19 protein-coding genes, 6 tRNA genes and 1 pseudogene are annotated in these 18987 nt (G+C 36.6%); 8 read left to right on the top strand and 18 right to left on the bottom strand.

Going from position 1 to position 18987, the window contains the following annotated elements; genetic code table 11:
* Positions 1-8 precede the first annotated feature (8 nt).
* The 6 genes and pseudogenes from COJ96_RS29450 to COJ96_RS26405 all read right to left on the bottom strand — a co-directional run bounded on the left by COJ96_RS29450 (position 9) and on the right by COJ96_RS26405 (position 2521).
* Positions 9-104, bottom strand: a complete 96-nt coding sequence (locus tag COJ96_RS29450; RefSeq protein ID WP_306460620.1) for a JAB domain-containing protein — start codon at positions 102-104, stop codon at positions 9-11.
* Positions 105-208: 104 nt separating this feature from the next.
* Entirely contained in the window at positions 209-454 is a 246-nt protein-coding gene (locus COJ96_RS26380; RefSeq protein ID WP_098576614.1) for a hypothetical protein, read from the bottom strand.
* A gap of 12 nt (positions 455-466) precedes the next feature.
* Entirely contained in the window at positions 467-676 is a 210-nt protein-coding gene (locus tag COJ96_RS26385) for a hypothetical protein (RefSeq protein ID WP_098576615.1), read from the bottom strand.
* A 518-nt stretch (positions 677-1194) separates the two neighbouring features.
* Positions 1195-1449, bottom strand: a pseudogene (locus COJ96_RS26395) (ATP-binding protein); the annotation flags it as partial.
* Positions 1436-1945 (bottom strand): helix-turn-helix domain-containing protein, encoded by a 510-nt coding sequence (locus COJ96_RS26400; RefSeq protein ID WP_098576617.1) that lies wholly within the window; start codon positions 1943-1945, stop codon positions 1436-1438. The gene COJ96_RS26400 and the pseudogene COJ96_RS26395, both read right to left, overlap by 14 nt.
* A gap of 21 nt (positions 1946-1966) precedes the next feature.
* Positions 1967-2521 carry a recombinase family protein gene (locus COJ96_RS26405; RefSeq protein WP_098576618.1) on the bottom strand — a complete coding sequence of 185 codons (555 nt, stop codon included), beginning with the start codon at positions 2519-2521 and terminating at the stop codon, positions 1967-1969.
* 335 nt (positions 2522-2856) lie between these two features.
* Here COJ96_RS26405 and COJ96_RS26410 point away from each other — a divergent pair, with 335 nt between their 5' ends.
* The 7 genes from COJ96_RS26410 (at position 2857) to COJ96_RS26440 (ending at position 12781) form a co-directional block, all read left to right on the top strand.
* A complete protein-coding gene (locus COJ96_RS26410) occupies positions 2857-4413 on the top strand; it encodes a helix-turn-helix domain-containing protein (RefSeq protein WP_098576619.1) in 1557 nt (518 codons plus the stop codon).
* 150 nt (positions 4414-4563) lie between these two features.
* Positions 4564-5223: a flavin reductase family protein gene (locus tag COJ96_RS26415; RefSeq protein ID WP_098576620.1), complete on the top strand. Its 660-nt coding sequence runs from the start codon at positions 4564-4566 to the stop codon at positions 5221-5223.
* A gap of 200 nt (positions 5224-5423) precedes the next feature.
* Positions 5424-6809, top strand: coding sequence for a purine-cytosine permease family protein (locus tag COJ96_RS26420; protein WP_098576621.1), 1386 nt, complete (start codon positions 5424-5426; stop codon positions 6807-6809).
* A 531-nt stretch (positions 6810-7340) separates the two neighbouring features.
* Positions 7341-8642: a hypothetical protein gene (locus COJ96_RS26425; RefSeq protein WP_098576622.1), complete on the top strand. Its 1302-nt coding sequence runs from the start codon at positions 7341-7343 to the stop codon at positions 8640-8642.
* Positions 8643-8998: 356 nt separating this feature from the next.
* On the top strand, positions 8999-10240 hold the full coding sequence (locus COJ96_RS26430) for an MFS transporter (protein ID WP_098576623.1): 1242 nt from the start codon (positions 8999-9001) through the stop codon (positions 10238-10240).
* A gap of 46 nt (positions 10241-10286) precedes the next feature.
* The gene (locus tag COJ96_RS26435) at positions 10287-11714 is read left to right on the top strand and encodes a M20 family metallopeptidase (protein ID WP_098576624.1); all 1428 of its coding nucleotides are present in this window, start codon (positions 10287-10289) and stop codon (positions 11712-11714) included.
* A gap of 59 nt (positions 11715-11773) precedes the next feature.
* Positions 11774-12781 carry a glutaminase gene (locus tag COJ96_RS26440; protein ID WP_098576625.1) on the top strand — a complete coding sequence of 336 codons (1008 nt, stop codon included), beginning with the start codon at positions 11774-11776 and terminating at the stop codon, positions 12779-12781.
* Positions 12782-13129: 348 nt separating this feature from the next.
* Here the strand turns inward: COJ96_RS26440 and COJ96_RS26445 are convergent, their stop codons facing one another.
* Together COJ96_RS26445 and COJ96_RS26450 are read right to left on the bottom strand one after the other, a co-directional pair.
* Positions 13130-14530 carry a DEAD/DEAH box helicase gene (locus tag COJ96_RS26445; RefSeq protein WP_098576626.1) on the bottom strand — a complete coding sequence of 467 codons (1401 nt, stop codon included), beginning with the start codon at positions 14528-14530 and terminating at the stop codon, positions 13130-13132.
* Between the two features lie 482 nt (positions 14531-15012).
* Complete coding sequence (locus COJ96_RS26450) at positions 15013-15441, bottom strand: hypothetical protein (RefSeq protein ID WP_098576627.1); 429 nt, start codon at positions 15439-15441, stop codon at positions 15013-15015.
* 357 nt (positions 15442-15798) lie between these two features.
* Between COJ96_RS26450 and COJ96_RS26455 the strand changes: the two genes are divergently transcribed.
* Positions 15799-16041, top strand: coding sequence for a hypothetical protein (locus COJ96_RS26455; protein ID WP_098576628.1), 243 nt, complete (start codon positions 15799-15801; stop codon positions 16039-16041).
* A 79-nt stretch (positions 16042-16120) separates the two neighbouring features.
* Here COJ96_RS26455 and COJ96_RS26460 read toward each other — a convergent pair whose 3' ends face one another.
* The 10 genes from COJ96_RS26460 to COJ96_RS26505 form a co-directional block, all read right to left on the bottom strand.
* Positions 16121-17104: a hypothetical protein gene (locus COJ96_RS26460; RefSeq protein WP_098576629.1), complete on the bottom strand. Its 984-nt coding sequence runs from the start codon at positions 17102-17104 to the stop codon at positions 16121-16123.
* Between the two features lie 150 nt (positions 17105-17254).
* Positions 17255-17386 (bottom strand): hypothetical protein, encoded by a 132-nt coding sequence (locus COJ96_RS30095; RefSeq protein WP_373561752.1) that lies wholly within the window; start codon positions 17384-17386, stop codon positions 17255-17257.
* A gap of 49 nt (positions 17387-17435) precedes the next feature.
* Positions 17436-17939 (bottom strand): tyrosine-type recombinase/integrase, encoded by a 504-nt coding sequence (locus COJ96_RS26470; protein ID WP_180230277.1) that lies wholly within the window; start codon positions 17937-17939, stop codon positions 17436-17438.
* Entirely contained in the window at positions 17926-18195 is a 270-nt protein-coding gene (locus COJ96_RS26475; RefSeq protein ID WP_098576632.1) for a hypothetical protein, read from the bottom strand. The genes COJ96_RS26470 and COJ96_RS26475 overlap by 14 nt, the downstream gene beginning before the upstream one ends.
* A 109-nt stretch (positions 18196-18304) precedes the next feature.
* Positions 18305-18390, bottom strand: a tRNA-Leu gene (locus COJ96_RS26480).
* 61 nt (positions 18391-18451) lie between these two features.
* Positions 18452-18536: transfer RNA gene (locus tag COJ96_RS26485), tRNA-Leu, on the bottom strand.
* Positions 18537-18568: 32 nt separating this feature from the next.
* Positions 18569-18643: transfer RNA gene (locus COJ96_RS26490), tRNA-Gln, on the bottom strand.
* A gap of 60 nt (positions 18644-18703) precedes the next feature.
* Positions 18704-18775: transfer RNA gene (locus COJ96_RS26495), tRNA-Glu, on the bottom strand.
* A gap of 11 nt (positions 18776-18786) precedes the next feature.
* Positions 18787-18877 (bottom strand) — tRNA-Ser (locus COJ96_RS26500).
* Positions 18878-18880: 3 nt separating this feature from the next.
* Positions 18881-18955: transfer RNA gene (locus COJ96_RS26505), tRNA-Asn, on the bottom strand.
* Positions 18956-18987: the final 32 nt, after the last annotated feature.

Here is an 18987-nt window from a genome sequence, read left to right on the forward strand (position 1 = left end):
AAATGCCCTTATGGGCGCACAGTCTCTCTAGGATGCACTATGCTAGCATTAAGCGAGCCTTTGAAAATGTTCTTTCTTCCAATAACAACATTTTTTGTATTCAAAAATATTGCTTCAATGTTCTTGTTGTAATCCTTCTAAATCGCTGAAATATTTTGCTGCATCTTCTGGTAAACGAACAATGCATTCTTCTTCTTTCTTAAATTTTCTAATGATTAGCTAATCCAAAAGCTGAAACAATTCTCTTAGCTGCGATCTCTCCAATACCTTGAAACTTCTTAAGTTCTTCAATACTTAAATCACTTAGTCTATTAATACCTAAACTAGCTAATTGACCAGTTAATGAAGGCTCTGATTTTGGACCAATCAAAACTGCTAAAATGTTTTGAAGGCTTGTCCCTTCATTTCCGTAAAATGATAACTCTTCTTGTGCAATATCATAGTGCCTCTTCATTTATTTCATCTCCTAAAATTTTCTCTCATCTGAAATCATTCGGTATAATACCATTAAATAAAAATTTCCTTGATTAAACCTGTCTGATTTAATCATTGGAATTTTGAAATTGACTTCTAATTCTGTCATCAAGTTTGCAAGTTTTAGACTTCTTTTTCTCTTTGGAAGTGCAAGAATGTCATTATACTTCTGGGTATAAATCAACATTTCACCAGTCGTCATATACTCACCTCTATTTGTTCTGTATTAATTAGTTAAGTGAGTTTAATATAAACACTTAACAAATGATAAAAGGAGTCATACGAGGAAACATGGGGCTTATGGGGATACTGCGGAATCAGTATTCATCATTTGTTTTTATTTATATCTCTCTCACTTTTTTTATAATAAATAGAACGTTTGTTGGCGTACATAAAAACTTTCAAAAATTAGGAAATAATTGGTTGTTAGAGATTAAACCTGTGAGGAAATTAAAAATGACTTTATGTAAGCAGTATTACTCGATGCAACGTAGAGTGCATGAAAAGGACAAAAAAATAAGAAGGCCATATCTTCTTTGAGATATGACCATGTTTTTTCTTCTGCTTTCCTCTACTGTATTTGGCAAGTAAAAAATGATGTAAATGGCAATTAATAATGTGTCACTTGCCAATCCTCTTTTTTATAATTAACGCCAGCCCGGGGGAACTGCCAAATGTTATTTGGCAGCTAAAAATGTCCCGTTTGGCAATAATCTTATCTTAACTCTGTAATAATGATTCCTTCATTCGATTACTTGGACCTTTGAAGACCACTAGATGCGAGTGATGGATTAACCTATCTATAACTGCCTCGGTTAAAATCGGATCACCAAATACATGGTTCCATTCTCCAAACCGAAGGTTTGTTGTAATGATTAAACTTTTCCTTTCATAACACATACTTATTACTTGGAATAGGAGTTCTGCTCCTTGTTTATGAAGAGGGATGTAACCCAACTCGTCAAGAACCAATATCTAGTTGGGTATGATCAGCTTGCCAGATTTCATTAGGGTAATCCGTTGAAATACTCAATAAAGAATTATATTTTTCTCGATATTTTTTTGTCCCGTGTGAAGAAAGATATTTTAGGCGCTCGGGAATTTTACGAACTATACGATAAACGGTGGAATAACTGGGATTAGTTTGGCTTTGTTTCTCTGCAATCGCTTGGAGTTCTCGGTAAATAAAGCTAATGCTTGCATGGGGATGACGTAGTAACAGCTGTTCCACCTGTTTAACAATTTCTTCTGAAGATGCTTGTTTTCGTATGACGGGCTTTCGAGCAAGTCCAACGAGTCCATCTTTTTTGTACCGAGCATACCATCGTTGTAAAGTACGGAAAGAAACCTTGCTGTCCTTTGAAATAGAACGAAGTGGTATACCATCCTCTATATAAGGTTTTAAAATCTTATATCGTAACCACGCCTGCTGTCTCTCTTTTTCGTTTAAGCTACCTAGCCCGTGTGCCATCACGATTCTCCTTTTTAATCGTTAATTTCCTTCTAAATAGCGATAAATAGTTGTTCGCGACACTCCCCATCTTTCTGCAACATCTTTAATCGGTGTACCACTTTCAATTAAAGCTTTCATCATTTCAATATCTTTTGGTCCATACTTCTCCGGGCGCCCACCTAGACGCCCGCGCGCTTTTGCAGCTGCTCGTCCTGCTGCCGAGCGTTCCTCAATCAGATTACGTTCAAATTCAGCAAATGCAGCGAACAAGTGAAACATCAATTGCCCAGTTGCATTGCTTTTGTCCATTGTTAGGTTTTCTTGCAGACTACGAAATCCAATACCTCGTTCATTTAAGTTGTTCACAATTTGAATCAAATCTTGCATGTTGCGTCCTAGTCGGTCCAATCGCCAAACAACAATTGTATCGCCTTCACGTGCATACTGAAATGCTTCCTCTAAACCAGGACGTTGTTTTTTTGTCCCACTCATTTTATCGTGAAAAATTTTCGCACAACCATGTTGCGTTAACGCATCTATTTGTAAATCTAAATTTTGTAACCCAGTCGACACACGTGCATATCCAATTAACACCAATTATCACTCTTTCAAACTTTTAATCTGATTTTATTGTAACATAAGATGAAAATTAATAGGTTATTGAACATTGAATAATGAACAGGGTTTTGTTACATAAAAGATAATAAAAACTCAGCTTTTTTGAACTAGAATAGTCGTGTTCAGAAAAGGACGAGTTTTGTTACAAGTTTTATTCAGTAGAGTTGCTTAATGAAATTGTAAATAGCTGAATATTAGGGGTTATAAAAAAACTGTATAATGGTTATACAGGTCAGGTTCCTGTTCAAAACCATTAAATGAATGATGAATTCCAACTTATATGTAAATTTTACAATAACAGGTGATAAATTATGAAAATATTACTTGCCGAACGGGATGAATTAGAAAGAAAAGGAATGAAATGGCTTCTATTAACCAATCAAGTACCCATTGATGAACTAAAAGAAACAAGTAGCGATGAGGAATGCATGGAATTATTGATAGAATGGAAGCCTGATATTTTTGTCATGGAGCTTGAAATGTTTCAACCAAATCAGCGGGAAAATTTATTCCGGACTGTTAGGAATATGGGGATTCAAACGATTATGCATACAAGTCATAAAACCTTTCAGGCAGCCGAACAAGCAGTAAAAATAAAGGCAGAAGCTTTGTTTGTTAAACCATATGTTGCCGATGAATGGTTGAAAGCATTTAAACAAATTATACGCAACCAAAGGAATATTCCAAAAAATGAAGGGGAAAGTTCGTTATATCATGGGTGGGCATACGATCTGTTATTTGGACGCGTTCTCAATGAGTCATTTATGAGTGAACAAATTAAGAATTGGGGATATGATCAAGTTCCTAGTATTGTGGCCGTTTTGGCTTTAGATCAACAAAATAAAAAAGAATTTGAACCTATTACCTTGATTCAGTGTATTCATGATGAACTTCAGGAATATCGTCCATTTGTTTTGTCAGTTGATGAACATATAGTCCTTCTGGTTAGTGAGGAATATCTTCCAAAAAGCAACGATCCCATTCATTCATTATGGCAGGTCATGATGGTATTTTGTGAACGGATGAAAGAAAGAAATCTTTCATTTTCTGTTGGGATCGGAAATCAGTATGTTTCACCGAAACTTCTTTATAAATCTTATTTTGAAGCAAAGCAAGCATTGCTTCGCCGATTTTATTTTGGCGGTAACCAAGTTTTCCCTTCAATGACTAAAAAATTACATGATCGGTATGAACATTTTCTTTCCCCAACTGAAAGTGACGAATTAACACGTTATATAAATGAAGGCAATCGAGAAATGACTAAAGCCTGGTTTTATCAGGTTTTTGGCGGATTTCCCTATGAGGATGGCAGCTATCCTCACTCCGATTTTGTCCGAATCAAGTTAACCAATGTCCTCGCCCATATTCGTAGATTTATGGCGGAAAAACAATTTTTGTTCCATCATGACCAAGAATATCAGGATGTATTTCACGAAGTATTATACGGAGAGGTATTATACGATATCATCCAAAAAATACTCCAGTTTTGTTCTTTGCTTTTTGATCGTGTGGAAAAGGAAAATTTACAATTTGGGTCTCTGTTAATTAAAAAAGCCGTTAATTATATAGATCAGTATTACTGCCAGACAATAACATTGGAGGATGTTTCAGCAATTGTCGGTAGAAGCAGTCAGTATTTTAGTTCATTATTTAAACAGCAAATAGGTTGTACTTTTACAGAGTATCTTCAGGCAAAAAAGATGGAAAAAGCAAAAGAATATTTGAAAACCACTTCCATGAGTGTGTCGGAAGTGGCTGAAGCCGTAGGTTATTTGGATCCTAATTATTTCAGCCGTGTTTTTAAAATGGTTACCGGGAACTCTCCAAGGGTATGGAAAACTAAAAATTGTGCAGATATATTAAAATAATCTAGTTTATTTAATAAACGAATAAGAAATAATTGAAGAAAAAAATATATAGTACTAAAATTCGGAATATCCTCTATGGATATTCCTTTCTTTTTTCATTACCATTATAACTAATAAGAAAATTAAATTTATTTACTAGGAGGAATATTTATGCATTATTCACCAAAGAAAGGTCAGCATCACGGTTTACCATATGATCCCTTTAAAAGTAGTGCGATACCACGCCCTATCGGATGGCTTTCAACCCAGTCAAAAGATGGAATAGATAACCTTGCACCATACAGCCAATATCAAAATCTTACCTGGGATCCACCTATGGTCATGTTTGCGGCAAATCAATCAGTATACGGTGGAAGGAAGGATACGGTTCGAAACGCAGAGGAAACAGGTTGGTTTGTTTGGAACATGGCGACTTGGGATTTACGCGAAGCAGTAAATATTTCTGCAAAGGCGTCTGCTTCAGATTTTGATGAATTTGAGGCTGCGGGTGTAACGAAGAAAAGTTGCATTGAGGCTCCTGGGTTCCGTGTTGCCGAGTCACCGGTTCAATTTGAATGTGAGTATGTTCAGACAATCAGAATCCCAACTGGTAATGAGGTTTCCACAGTCGATATTGTGATAGGACGAGTAGCTCATGTGCATATCGCGGATGACATCATTCTACCTAGTGGAAAACTAGATATCTTGAAAATTAAACCAATTGCCCGCCTTGGGTATTATGATTATACTGTTGTCAACGAAATCTTTGAAATGAAGGCTCCAGCTGCCACAAAAGAAGAGTTGGCTGGCCTTGAGGGACGAAACGTTTAATGACACAGTTAGGACATCTTTTTGAAAATTAATTTTTCATCATTTACACTTGCACGTTTTTAATGACTGCCCGAGGCTATGTTTGATCCTCGGGTTAACTCTGACATGCCTCTTAGTCTTTTAATTTTAAAAAATATGAAAGCGGTTTCCCCATATTCAACAATATGGAAATTAAGATCCTTTAAAAGGGGGTTATTTGGATGCAAATTGAACAGCGAAGTATTGAATTTATACCGGAATCGGAACGTCACGGGAACGTCCGAAGCTTGTTTCCGCTTTGGTTTTCAGCAAATTCGCATATAACCACAGTGGTAACGGGAGCACTTGCTATTAAATTAGGTTTAAGTCTATGGCAGGCCGTAATTGCCATTATTCTAGGTAATGCGATTGGTGGAATTTTCATGGCATTACAATCAGCACAGGGGCCAAAATTAGGAATTCCGCAGATGATTCAAAGTAGAGCACAATTTGGAATCATCGGAGCCATTTTTCCTCTAGTTCTAGTCATCATGATTTACGTCGGATTTTTCTCGACTGGAACTGTATTTGGGGCCGAGGCACTTTCTGGGGTAATCTATCTTCCTTATCCTATATGCGTAGTGATTGTCAATGTTTTAGCTGTTATACTGGTTATATATGGTTATGATTTTATCCATCGTTTTGAAAGAATTATATCCATTCTCTTCTTTTTGCTATTTATTTACTTAACTTTTCGTCTTCTACAACATCCAATTCCAGTTAGCACACACGTTCAGGAGTTTTCATGGGGGCCATTTTTGCTCGTTTTGTCCATTATGGCATCTTGGCAATTAACCTATGGCCCATATGCAGCCGATTATTCCAGATATTTGCCAACCAATACTTCCCAAAGATCTACTTTTCTATATACCTATCTTGGGTCAGTTTTTGGGGCCAGCTGGTTGATGATTATTGGAGCATTAGCCACAGTGATCGCTCCAAAACAATCTGCACAAATGGTCTCCTATCTTGCAGGTGTATCAGGTTCAGGGTTAATAACGATTACTTATATTATTACGGTGCTTGGTGTTTTGGCCATTAATACTTTAAGTTTATATGGCGGTTTTATGTCAGTTATGACCACAGTGAGTGCTTTTTCAAAGTCGGAAATCAATGCCAGGAACCGAATTCTTTTCATTCTGATCCTTCCTATAATTGGAACTTTCCTTAGCATTTGGGGACAAGGTAACTTCTTGGATAACTTTTTCAATTTCTTGCTTGTTTTATTGTATTTCATGATCCCCTGGTCAGCTATTAATATTGTTGATTTCTATCTAGTGAGGAAAGGGAAGTATAATGTTAACGCAGTATTCGATCCAAATGGGGAATATGGACGATTCAACTGGGGTGCGATCGCGGTGTATGTCTTCGCTGTCCTTGTGCAATTTCCATTTATGAATACAAGTTTATATGTAGGTCCAATAGCTAAATATTTGAACGGTGCCGATATTGCTTGGATTGTTGGGCTTATCGCAGCCTCAGTTTTATACTATTTCCCTATGAAGAAAAAGGTTGCTACGTACGAGAAAAATTTATCGTTTATTAAAGATACCACTTTAGAACCATAGAAAAGGAACCTCCACTAAGATAATTTTTATTTCGGGATCCAAAGAAAACGTAAATTTTGTACGCCCTAACAGATGATTATTTCAAATAATATTTGGGTATAGATTTTCCAAAAAAAAATCAAGCGTGTTTCTTGAATTATTAAGCTCTCGAAGTAAAAAGACCTTTCAGCATGTTGAAGGGTGACATTTTTTCTGTGTAATGAATCTCAAAAACGATTGTTTTTGAGATCTTTTTTTTTTGAGCTAATTTTGAACGATTAAAAAATAACCTTTTTAATGTTTCAAATCATTACTCAAAATCTATATATCTATAACCACGAGTTTTGTAACATATAAATACCTCCATAAAATGGAAACATTTGGGCCATTAAATGGAATAAGGCTTATTAGGCTCCCTATTTTGGATAAGTGTGGTTTCGATAAATGAAGGAAGAAATAGAAAGGTTAAACCAACTTACAAAAAAATGGATTTAATTATAAGCTGAAGTTAAAATATTTTTATATAGAATCTAGAAAGTAGGAAATAAGAGAATGTATAGAATCGGCGTAGTTGGCCCAAGTTCGTCAGTAAAGCGAATTCTCAAAGTGGCTAATGAAATTGAACAAGAAATGGAATTTATACCATACTCCTATACAGAGGCAAAGGAAGTAGAGAAAATTGTATTAGAACACGATGATCAAGTTGATTTCTGGCTTTTTTCAGGATATATCCCTTATAGGGTGGCTGCAAAGACAGTATCTACGGATGAAAAATCGGTTTATATATTCTCCACGGAATCAAGTACCTATAAAAGTTTCATGGAACTGGTTTATTCCGAAGGGAGATTATTGGACCGAATAAGCATCGACATGATTCCCGCCACAAATGTAGCGGAAGGGGAAAGCGTGCAACAGTTAAAGAAGACGGTAAAAGATCTTTACGTGAAAACGTTTGATGTGGAGATTGATTCCCAAGAATTGTTTAAATTCCATTATAATTTATGGGAACAAAAAAAGACTGATGGTGCTTTGACATGTTACCCGACTGTTAATGAGGCCTTAAATAAAGCTGGTGTTCCCGCGAATTTGATGTCACCGACACGTATTGAAATTTTTCAAACCATAAGGATTTTTTTCGAGAAGATAAAGACTTCTTACTATAAAGATACACAAATTGGGGTTGAAAAAATCGAGGTAAAAGATTTTGAATCAATTAAAGAGAAAATGGAGAAAACCTATCAAATCCAGTATTTAGAGCTTAGGATGAAGGAGACACTTATCCAGCTTTGTGAGAAAATAGATGGCTCTCTTTTCGAGGAAGGAAATGGGCGTTATACCATTTTCAGTTCTCGCGGGGCAATTGAAAGGGAGATCCAGACATTAAAGGAAAAAGTCCAATACTTGGCCCTTGAAGCGAATACAACGGTTTCCGTAGGAATTGGTTTCGGAAAAACTGTATTATTGGCAGAAATAAATGCTCACCGTGCACTTCAACAGTCGAAGAAAAACACTGAGCAAGGGATTGTGATTGTTCAAGATGATGGAACGATTATTGAATCAGCAGGACAAGAGGAAGAACTGACTTATGCCTATCGAACGGATGATAAAAATTTTTTGGAGAAATTAAAAAAGGGAAACATCAGTGTAAAAGCTTTTAAGAAAATAGACGCTTTGATCAAAAAAATGGGCTGGAGTGATTTTACAACGAAGGAATTGGCTGCAAATCTTCAAATGGGTGAACGCAATGCTCAGCGAATTGTAGCTGAATTATGTGAGATAGGCTTAGCCGAGTGTATTGGTGAAGAGTTGCATCACAATCGAGGAAGGCCAATTAAAATTTACCGGTTAAAATAAGCATTCCAATTAAGGATGCTTATTTTTTGTGTTCTGGAATAAAAAAACTATTGTAGGGAGTCAAAATATTTCGTAAAATAAATATAACGAAATTTTCGTTAAATGTTCGTTAAATGTTCGTAAATAGAAAAGGTTTATCTTATCTTCTGATGATAAAGGAGGAAACCATGGGGTTTAGCAAGTTCCATTAATACTCCGTTTCATTTAAAGATGGAAATGTTAAATCGTGTAGACACACTATATGGATATAATGAATAGTCTTTTTTGAAATGTAAGCGTTTTTAAAGTGTTTTCAAAATTTTTTTCTCTTTCAACATCTATACATTAAATTTTTTTTAATAGGAGGAGTTGGATATATGATTTCAAAACGCACAAGGAATTGGATTCTAGCTTTACTTTTTCTGGGTTGGTCTTTAGGAAATGTCGATCGTTATATTATGAATTATGCTGTATTGTCCATTACGAAGGATTTGCATTTGAGTGCATCTACTACCGGACTTTTACTGAGCAGTTTTTTTGCCGGATATGCGATTATGCAAATGCCTGGAGGATGGCTGGCAGACCGATTTGGACCTAGAAAGGTTCTTCTTGCCGCAGTTATTTCATGGTCAATCTTTACTGGATTGACTGGTGCAGCTTGGTCTCTAGCATCTATGGTGATTATCCGTTTTCTATTTGGTATCGGAGAAGGCGGCTTTCAGCCTGCCAGTTCTAAAATCATATCGCTTACGTTTCCCAAAGCGGAACGTGGACGAGCGATGTCAATCATGCTGTCATCAGGCGGGATTATCACACTTATTATCCCGATTGCCTCTGCAACACTGCTTACGACAATTGGCTGGCGCACCACGTTTATCATAATAGGTTCCGTAGGTGCTATTATTGCAGCTCTTTACTGGTACTTTATTAAACTTCCAGACAATACAGAAGACAAAATAAATCATACCGCTGTTTTGAGTCAAAAAGGAATATTCCGTTCGTTGTTTAAAATACCTATGATTTGGAATTTGATTATTGCTTATTTCTGTATTTATGCAGTTAACTGGGGACTTGCAGCATGGATCCCAACCTATTTAGTTAAAAATCGCGGTCTTGATTTAATGTCACTTGGCTGGGTTCAGACAATTCCAGGATTGACCATGTTAGTAGGGATTTATTTAGGTGGTTATATAATCGATAAACTGCCTAAAGGACGAGAAAGATTGGTAGGAAGCTTTTCATGTGCATGTATAGGAATATTGCTGTATTTAATGTTTACAGCTTCGAGTGTAACATCATTTATTACGTATCAAGCGATTGTTAATCTATTTATTGCTTTTGTAATTACTTTATTACCGGCAATCGTTCTTAAACAGTTGCCATCTTCTGTCACTGGAACGGCTATGGGAATTGCAAATACAGGTGGTCAATTGGCTGGTTTTGTCACACCAATGGCGATTGGATTTATCGTTGATGCATTTAATGGTTCATTTAATGCTGCTTTTTGGATGTTAATTGGATTCGCAATTGTCTGTATTGTAGCACTTTTAACCTTAAGTGATAAAAAAGTGGACCTTCTCAAAAAAAACGAGCAAGAAGCCATTGCATTAGATGCATAAGAAAAAAAGTCGTCATTGCAAGAAAACTTTGAGGGAGATCTTTTGAATGAATTTACAAAAACTTATTTCTGATCTAATTGAGCAAAAGAGAGACAAGATTATTGAGCTAAGTGATAAAATTTGGGCCTGCCCGGAAATCTACTTCGAAGAACATCAATCATCGGAATATTTATGTAAAGCATTGGAAGATGAAGGGTTTCAAGTTGATAGAGGGGTTGCCGGAATACAAACAGGGTTTATTGGAAGCTATGGAAATGGTAAACCAATCGTAGCTATTCTAGGAGAATTCGATGCTTTAACAGGCTTAAGCCAGAAAAAGGGCCTTGCTGACCATAATCCGGTTGTTGCGGGCGGAAATGGCCATGGGTGCGGCCACAACTTGCTGGGATCAGGTGCATTTGCTGCTGCAGTTGCCATTAAAGATTATATGAAGCAAACAGGTTTGCAAGGGACGGTACGTTTTTATGGTTGTCCGGCTGAAGAAGCGGGGTCTGGAAAGGCATTTATGGCTCGGGCCGGATTATTTGATGATGTCGACCTGGCGCTTTCCTGGCATCCATTAACAATCCCTACTATTTGGAACGTTAACACTCTCGCAAACTACTCTGCGACTTTCAAATTTAATGGGAAGAGTGCGCATGCCGCTGCTGCCCCTCACTTAGGCCGCAGTGCACTAGATGCGGTGGAATTGATGAATGTCGGTGTTAATTATTTAAGAGAGCATATGGTTCCGGAGGCAAGAGTGCATTATGCGATTACGGATACTGGCGGGATTTCACCAAATGTTGTACAAGCTCATGCAGAAGTTGTTTATTTAATCCGCGCACCGAAAAAGCAGCAGGTAAAAGAATTATATGAACGTGTCTATAATATTGCGAAAGGTGCTGCGTTGATGACTGGAACAACGATGGAAGTGGAGTTTGAAGGCACTGCTTCTAATTTAATACCGAATACAACATTGGCCGAAATGATGTACAAACATTTAACCGAAGTCGGTGTTCCTTTTTATGACGAATTTGATCAACGGTTCGCTAGAAAAATTCAAGCTACTCTTTCTCAAGAAGATCTTGATGCTGATTTTAGAGGATTGGATAGACAAATAGTTAAGAAATTGAAAGATAAAGCCATTGCAGACGTAATCCCGCCTCTTGGAAATGAGGTTGCATTATCAGGATCCACTGATGTTGGTGATGTAAGTTGGATTGTTCCCACGATGCAATGTATGACAACATGTTTTGCGCTAGGAACTCCACTGCATACCTGGCAAGTGGTATCGCAAGGTGCTATGCCTATCGCCCACAAAGGCATGCTTCAAGCGGGAAAAGTGATCGCTTGCACTGCAATTGAAGCTATGGAAAATCAAGATATCATCGAAAAGGCGAGATCAGAATGGAAAGAACGCTTAGAAGGGGAAACCTATGAGTCTTTAATCCCTGAAAGTGTGAAGCAGCCCCGAAAAGCAGCTCGCGTATAATAGTAATAGTTTATGATAGAATTATTTATTTTGTGCTTCTGCAGAAAGGAAAGATCGGAATGGCTGTAGCAAAAGAGATAATCCGGTATGACCAAAATAGACTTCACGGAAAACTAGGGGATAACATCTATTTAGATAAATGGGTAGAGCACTATCGCTCATATACAACGGAAGGGCGATGTGCTTCCTATATTCCTGCCCTGGAAAAGGTAAATCCATCACAATTAGGTGTTGTGATGGCATGTCCTGATGGAAAGATATTAAAATCTGGAGATTGTGAAACCTATTTTACTTTACAGAGCATATCAAAGGTTATTAGCTTTATAGCTGCCTGTTTAGATTTTGGTACTCCATATGTTCTGGATAGGGTAGATGTAGAACCTACTGGAGATGCTTTTAATTCGATTATCCGTTTAGAAATGAATAAGCCGGGAAGACCATTTAATCCTATGATAAATGCGGGTGCCCTCACAGTGGCTTCTTTACTAGGAGGAAGATCAACATCAGAAAAGATACGGTCATTCCTAAATTTATTTGAAAAAATGGTGGGAAAACGTCCGTTGATCAATGAAGAAGTTTTTCAGTCAGAATGGCACACTGCCCATCGAAATAGAGCCTTGGCTTATTACTTAAAAGAAACTGGATTTCTAGAATCTACTGTTGAAGAGGCTCTAGAAGTATATTTAAAGCAGTGTTCTATTGAGGTAAATACACAAGATATTGCCATGATTGGTTTAGTTCTTGCCTACGACGGATTTCATCCAATTCAAATGGAACAGATCTTCCCAAAAGAAGTGGCTAAGTTAACGAAAGCATTGATGGTTACTTGCGGAATGTATAACGCTTCTGGTAAATTTGCAGCTTATGTCGGTCTGCCAGCAAAAAGCGGAGTTTCAGGAGGAATCATGGCAGCTGTTCCGGCACATGCCAGTACAAAGAAATCTCCATTTCCAGATGGTTGCGGTATTGGAATTTATAGTCCGGCAATAGATGAATGTGGAAATAGCATAGCAGGGAAGAAGTTATTAAAGCATATAGCAAGAGAATGGGATTTAAATATTTTCTGATGATATTATTGATTATTCATTCTCAAGGTCTAGCTAAAAACAATAAACAATATAAAAAACCCCCTAAGCTGGATTATTAGTCCAACTCAAGGGGGTCGCTTCATTCCTTAAAAATTGGAGGAAGCGGCTTTTTTAGTTTGAAAATCTTCTTAGTATACAAAATTCCCACATAATGTTTGTGCTCCCCCTTTTATGCGTCATTTTCGATGAAAAATACGACAAAACAAATGAAAAGTAACAGTTAATCTTTTAAAGTGATTTTTTAGTTATCCAAAAGTTAATACTTTTAGACATTCAAATAAAAATAAGCCACCTTTCGATGACTTAGATTCTATTGAACTGCCATACTTATTGCTTCTTCCCAGCAATTGTTTTCTTATCTAGTACCAAAGAATAATTATTCTTCTGATACAAAAAATCTTTGATTACTTTCGGTCCTACTGTTTTTTTGCCGTTTGTAATTCCAGCTTTTTTGAACATTTCTTTAACAGCCTCTTGTTCATGCTTAACTAAGAACTTTCCCTCGTTTTCTTCTAAGAAATCATCAATATTTTCAGAGGACGATTTTAACCAATGAATAGCAGTTGATGGATAGAACTTCTCAACCATACGCTTGTAAGTTCCAACAGTATCACAAGACATGGTTGCAAAATCTGCCATATCAGACTTTAATTTTGCTAATTTTAATTTATTAATCTTGATATGAGCTATATCTTTATTGTTCTTGTCTGTTTCATGCCATACAAAACTTGGAACTTTTCGTTTTCCGTACCGCTTCTGCCATTCATAAATTCCAATGTCCGTGAATTCTAAATCGCGTTTTATAGATTCAACTTTTGTTCGGATAGCCTGTCCAAATGGAACTTGAATATATAATCGTACTTTTCTATTCTTTTCACCTTTACGAACACGAGCAACAGATTGACGAATATCAACAGAAGATGGAGAGCCAAGAATGACAACATTTTTAACATCCTCGTTGAAGTTGATTCCTGTATTCATGGCAGCAGTCATGAAGCCAATTGAACGTTCAGTTCTTTCTTCTTTTATGATTTTCTCTCTAATATCTTCATCGTTTTTATCTTTAAACGTTTGATTTCCTTTACTACTAAGAAAGAAGGGATTATGTTCTAAGAAACTCCTCGACATTTCATATGCTTGGGTTGCTGATGATGAAAAGACTAAAGTCTGTTGACCTTCTTGTAATTCTTTTCGAATCTGATTTTCGATCATCTTCGTTGAACGAGTCAAGAATACGACTTCGACATTGTGATTTGCATAATTGACAGCAGACATATAAATGACAGGCTTTTCAAACTCGACATACTGCAAAGGTTCTGGAGTTCCAGAAAGAAGTATCTTTACTGAGTTACGTTCATTGTTAATGTATTCAAAAGATAGGTCAGTATTTTCATTGAAGTCAGCATCCTCAACAAAGTAATGAGCCTCATCACAAACAATGTAGTCATAATGATTCATAATAAGTCCATTGCTTAAGTCTTCTTCCAAAGATTGATAAGTACGATAATCGATTACATGAGACACAAATTTTTTCTCAAGTTGATCTCCAATTGCTGACCTTGGATAAAGGAATAATATTGACTTGTTTTCTCCTTCTGCCAATGGAATAAGATGTTTTTCTATCATCGTTGTTTTTCCACTGTCAGGTTCTGACCAAAATCCGTAGTTGTAACCGGGTTCCATGTTCTTAAAATCTTGTTGATTGAATCGTTCAGATAAGTATGTCATAAGTTTGTTTCCTCCGATTGATTTGTTTATTTCTATCACAATACATTTGTATCTGCTTTGTGAAATTTGTAAATCAACCTGACATACTTTATTGAAATTTCAGTTGGTACTTTTTTTCTTGAATTTCTAGTATTAAGAATACTGGAATTTTTGTACCTTAACTGCTCATTTACAAATTTGTAACAGTCAATAGATACGTAACTGGAGACTCCGTTATGTTCGCAAGGCTTCGCCTTAATCGCTCACATACCTTCGTTCCTGTCACGTCTAGCTTCGGCTATCGCCTCGCTAGTCAATCATATTTCTAGAATTCCTACACGCCCCTCAGTTGAAATGAGTTAATATATACCACATAAAGTTAAATTTCGATGCAACGTAGGACTCACCAGAAGCGCCGATTTTATAATAAAATGAGAATTTTATTTTATAATGGAATATAATCAGAATAAACAAAAAATAGGGAGGATTTCAGATGGGCAGAGCTAAACGTGAAATGGAAGAAAGGGAAGCTGCACAGGCAAGAAGAGACCAGTACTTAGCTCACGAACCTCTTCCATTCGATTTTTGGTGTTAAAATAAAACACATAACCCCACATCTCATGCTTAAGCATATCAAAATGTCGTATTCTTCGATTAAGTTGCTTCATTTTATTTCTTCGGTTTTTTATATATGCTTCAATCTCTTCTTTAGCCACATAATAACCATGATTATTCTCCATATTTACAGTGCTATTGGCTACACCATTTTGCTTGTGTAGGCGTTTAATGATTTCAATTTTAGCTAACTTGCATTTGTATAATTCAGAAAGAGAAATTGCTCCGTAATCACGTAAATCCCAATATGGTCTTCGATACTTTTTCACTTTTTCATAAACGGAAGCGTATTTGTAATCGCCAGTTAGTTCAAACAATTTACACTTAATTGAATCTATCTCCTTTCAAAATCTTCCTCTGTTTCACCAATTATATTTAGTTCTCTATAATTGCCAAAAAGAAATGATAAACGCTTTTTTAAACCGCTGATTTGATTTTGTTTCATTTGAATGACCTCCGTAAATTTTGTTTACTTTTTCCTACCTTGTTCTTTTATCGTCTGAATCCTAATGTGTAAACCAAATAATAAAAGTAATTGGTGGGAATTTATCCCACAAAGTATTATTTATTCATCGCCTCATACGATCCTATTATAGGGACGTTATAACGAACGTAAAGAAATGTCTGAAAAAAGTGGTAAAATAGTTTTATTAGAAGGATTCAGGAGGGATATTATGCAAGAGGAATTTAAGCTAAATGAGCAGACACTTAAGTTCATTATAGATTTTGAAAGAGGTGTTGAATCGGGGAAGTGCTTCACAATACAAGAATTAGTGGATATTTTTAAGACTTCACATTTTCACAAAGCTAAATTCGACACTTATAAAAAAACTCCAAACAATTCAATGTGGTATGCAATAAGAAGAAGTGAGAATTGGATAAAGGTTAAGAATGGTGGTACATATATGAAAAAATAGGGAGAGATAATATAAAATTATTATCTCCCTTTTTCCGTTTAACACAGGTCAATCTAGGGCTTCTGAGAGCTATACTGATTTATCTCCCTTGTTCCTCTTTATATTCATAGTACCAACTATAATCTGGTTCATCTGGTTTCTCTTCGACTTCATCCAACCAATTATAGAACGGAACTTTTCCTGGCTCATTAGTAAAGTTATCATAAATTCGTGGCTGCTCTTTTCCAAGCTTGATATTCACTCGGTGCAATGTTGTCTCTAAGCAAGAGCGTAAGTAACCACCAAAATTTTCAACTTCTTTTTCTTTCTCTAATGCTTCTTTAACTACTCTCATTGCAACTGCTTTACTAAGTCCTCTTAGTCGATATTCGTTTGTAAGCTCGTTAATTGCTTTCCAGACTTCTTGTGTTCTCTCTTCATCTTGTTTCTTTAAAAATATTTTCTTATAATCAATGGATTCATTGTTAACAACGTTGTTAACAAAATTATCTTTATTTATTTCTTTAATTTTTTCTTTTTTATTTTTCTTTTTAATACTCGAACCCTTTTGGAAATCCTTGCCGTCACCTTTGGACAACGCTAGGTTTTCCCTTTCGTCAAGGCTAGAGGATTCCTTTTGTAATTCCTGGTTCTCTAGCTCTTCCCTTTTGTCAAAGCTGGGATAACTCTCTGCTTGCATTAGAGCAGGGTTTTCTGGTTCATTCAGGTCTGACTTTTTGTCGGAGCTAGGAAGTAACTCATTAACGATTTTATCTGTAATGTGAAAGTATTTCTTTGAAGGAACTCCCATAATCTTGGTTTCAATGTACCCAGCATTTTCTAATTCTTTAACTGCTTTCATTTGTTGCTTGTATGTAAGAGCAGTTTCTTCTTCTAATGTTTCACTTGTTAAAAAGAAATATTCCTTGTTGTCTCTTATCTTTAACATACCCTTACTTCCGAAACTTTCATAACTTGAACACAACTGACCAAAAATAATTGATCCGTTTACTGACACAGAATGAGCCAGTTCTTTGTTATACATCACAAAGCCTTTGCCACTTAGAATAGATATTAACTTCATTACTCTTCTCCTTTTGACATAACAAAAGAAGACATGCTAAAATTTTTATAGCAGAGGTCAATCTTCTGTGTTTGGTATTGAGGGGTTTTGGACCGCGAATCCTCCCCTCTTTTATAATTTTAATATACCGAACACACATTCGTAAATATTTTAGAAAAATTCTGAAAAATCCTCTTTTTTGGATGCTTGCTTCTCCAAATCAGCTCCCCATATTTGAACATATCGTTTTGTTACTTCCAAAGTTGAATGTCCAAGTAAGACTGCTAATGAAAATGGGTCCATACCCTTCAATATTGCCTTCTTAGCGTACGTTCTTCTACAAACATGAGGACTATACCTGTTTTTTAATTCCACAAGCTCTAGCAGCCATTCTGAGCCTTTCTTGAAACGTGTTCTTACTTAACCTCCCTCCATCTTGATTTATAAACAGACAAGGGTTATTGACCCCTTTTCGAACGTCTAAATATACATCTAACTTTTCTTGCATACCTTTTGACAAATAGACCATTCTTTGTTGTAAGTTTTTTGATTCAGTTATAACAAGTCTTTTACCATCAATGTCTTGAAGCTGAATACTAAGGCATTCATTAATTCTAATCCCTGTATCAAGTAGTAACTGGAAAATAACCGAATCACGAAAAGCTGCAAACGTATTTTGCTTTTTAAAATGCTCGGAAATTTTCCTTATTTCAACATCTTCAAGCGTTTCCCTAATCTTCTTACGATCTCGGAGCAATTTTACATTTGAAGTCGGATTTTTCTTAATCCACTTCTTTTCTTCCAAAAAAGAGTAAAAAGGTCTGATTCCACGAAGTTTGCTGTTAATGGTTGTCACTTTCAATTTCTTTTGCCAATACAAAATTGTTTTTAATGTCTTTTTCCGAAAGTTCGACTAACTGCTTATTGATTTCCAATAACTTCAAATCCCTTTTCAAGACATGAAAAGCATCCTCATAATACTTGATTGTTGTTTCACGAACATTTTTTATTCGTCTACTTTTGATGAATTCTTTGATAGCTCGTTCATCATCAATTTTTGTTACTTTGTTAATTTTTTCTCGTTGTTCAGATGTTAATTCGCCTAATCTCATAACTGCCTCCCACTAGACAATCGCACAAGATTTTGACGGAAAAAATCTAATGAAGAAAACACAAAAAAGGCACCCTTCTTTTCGAAGAATGCCTTGATACGTATGTATTTGGTGCGGCCGAGAGGACTTGAACCTCCACGGGGTTGCCCCCACTAGGCCCTCAACCTAGCGCGTCTGCCATTCCGCCACGACCGCATGATAATTAGCGACAAAATTAATCTTATCACATCAATTAATCAAATTCAAGCAAAACATTTGGTGCGGGTGAAGGGAGTCGAACCCCCACGCCTTGCGGCGCCAGATCCTAAGTCTGGTGCGTCTGCCAATTCCGCCACACCCGCATGGATATTTATTGATTTTTTTTAAAAAAAGATGGCTGGGCTAGCTGGATTTGAACCAACGCATGTCGCAGTCAAAGTGCGATGCCTTACCGCTTGGCTATAGCCCAATAATCATTTCATTAAGAATAAGAAACAGGAAATGAATCATAGTCACTCCCCGTCCCAAATGACCCCTACGGGACTCGAACCCGTGTTACCTCCGTGAAAGGGAGGTGTCTTAACCGCTTGACCAAGGGGCCTAAAATTCCTATGGCGGAGAAGGAGGGATTTGAACCCTCGCGCCGGTCACCCGACCTACACCCTTAGCAGGGGCGCCTCTTCAGCCTCTTGAGTACTTCCCCATATGGCTCCGCAGGTAGGACTCGAACCTACGACCGATCGGTTAACAGCCGATAGCTCTACCACTGAGCTACTGCGGAATAATCTCTTTCAATAAGGCGATTACCTTATC

It is taken from the genome of Bacillus sp. AFS073361 (genome assembly GCF_002567005.1).
Classification (GTDB): domain Bacteria; phylum Bacillota; class Bacilli; order Bacillales; family Cytobacillaceae; genus Neobacillus.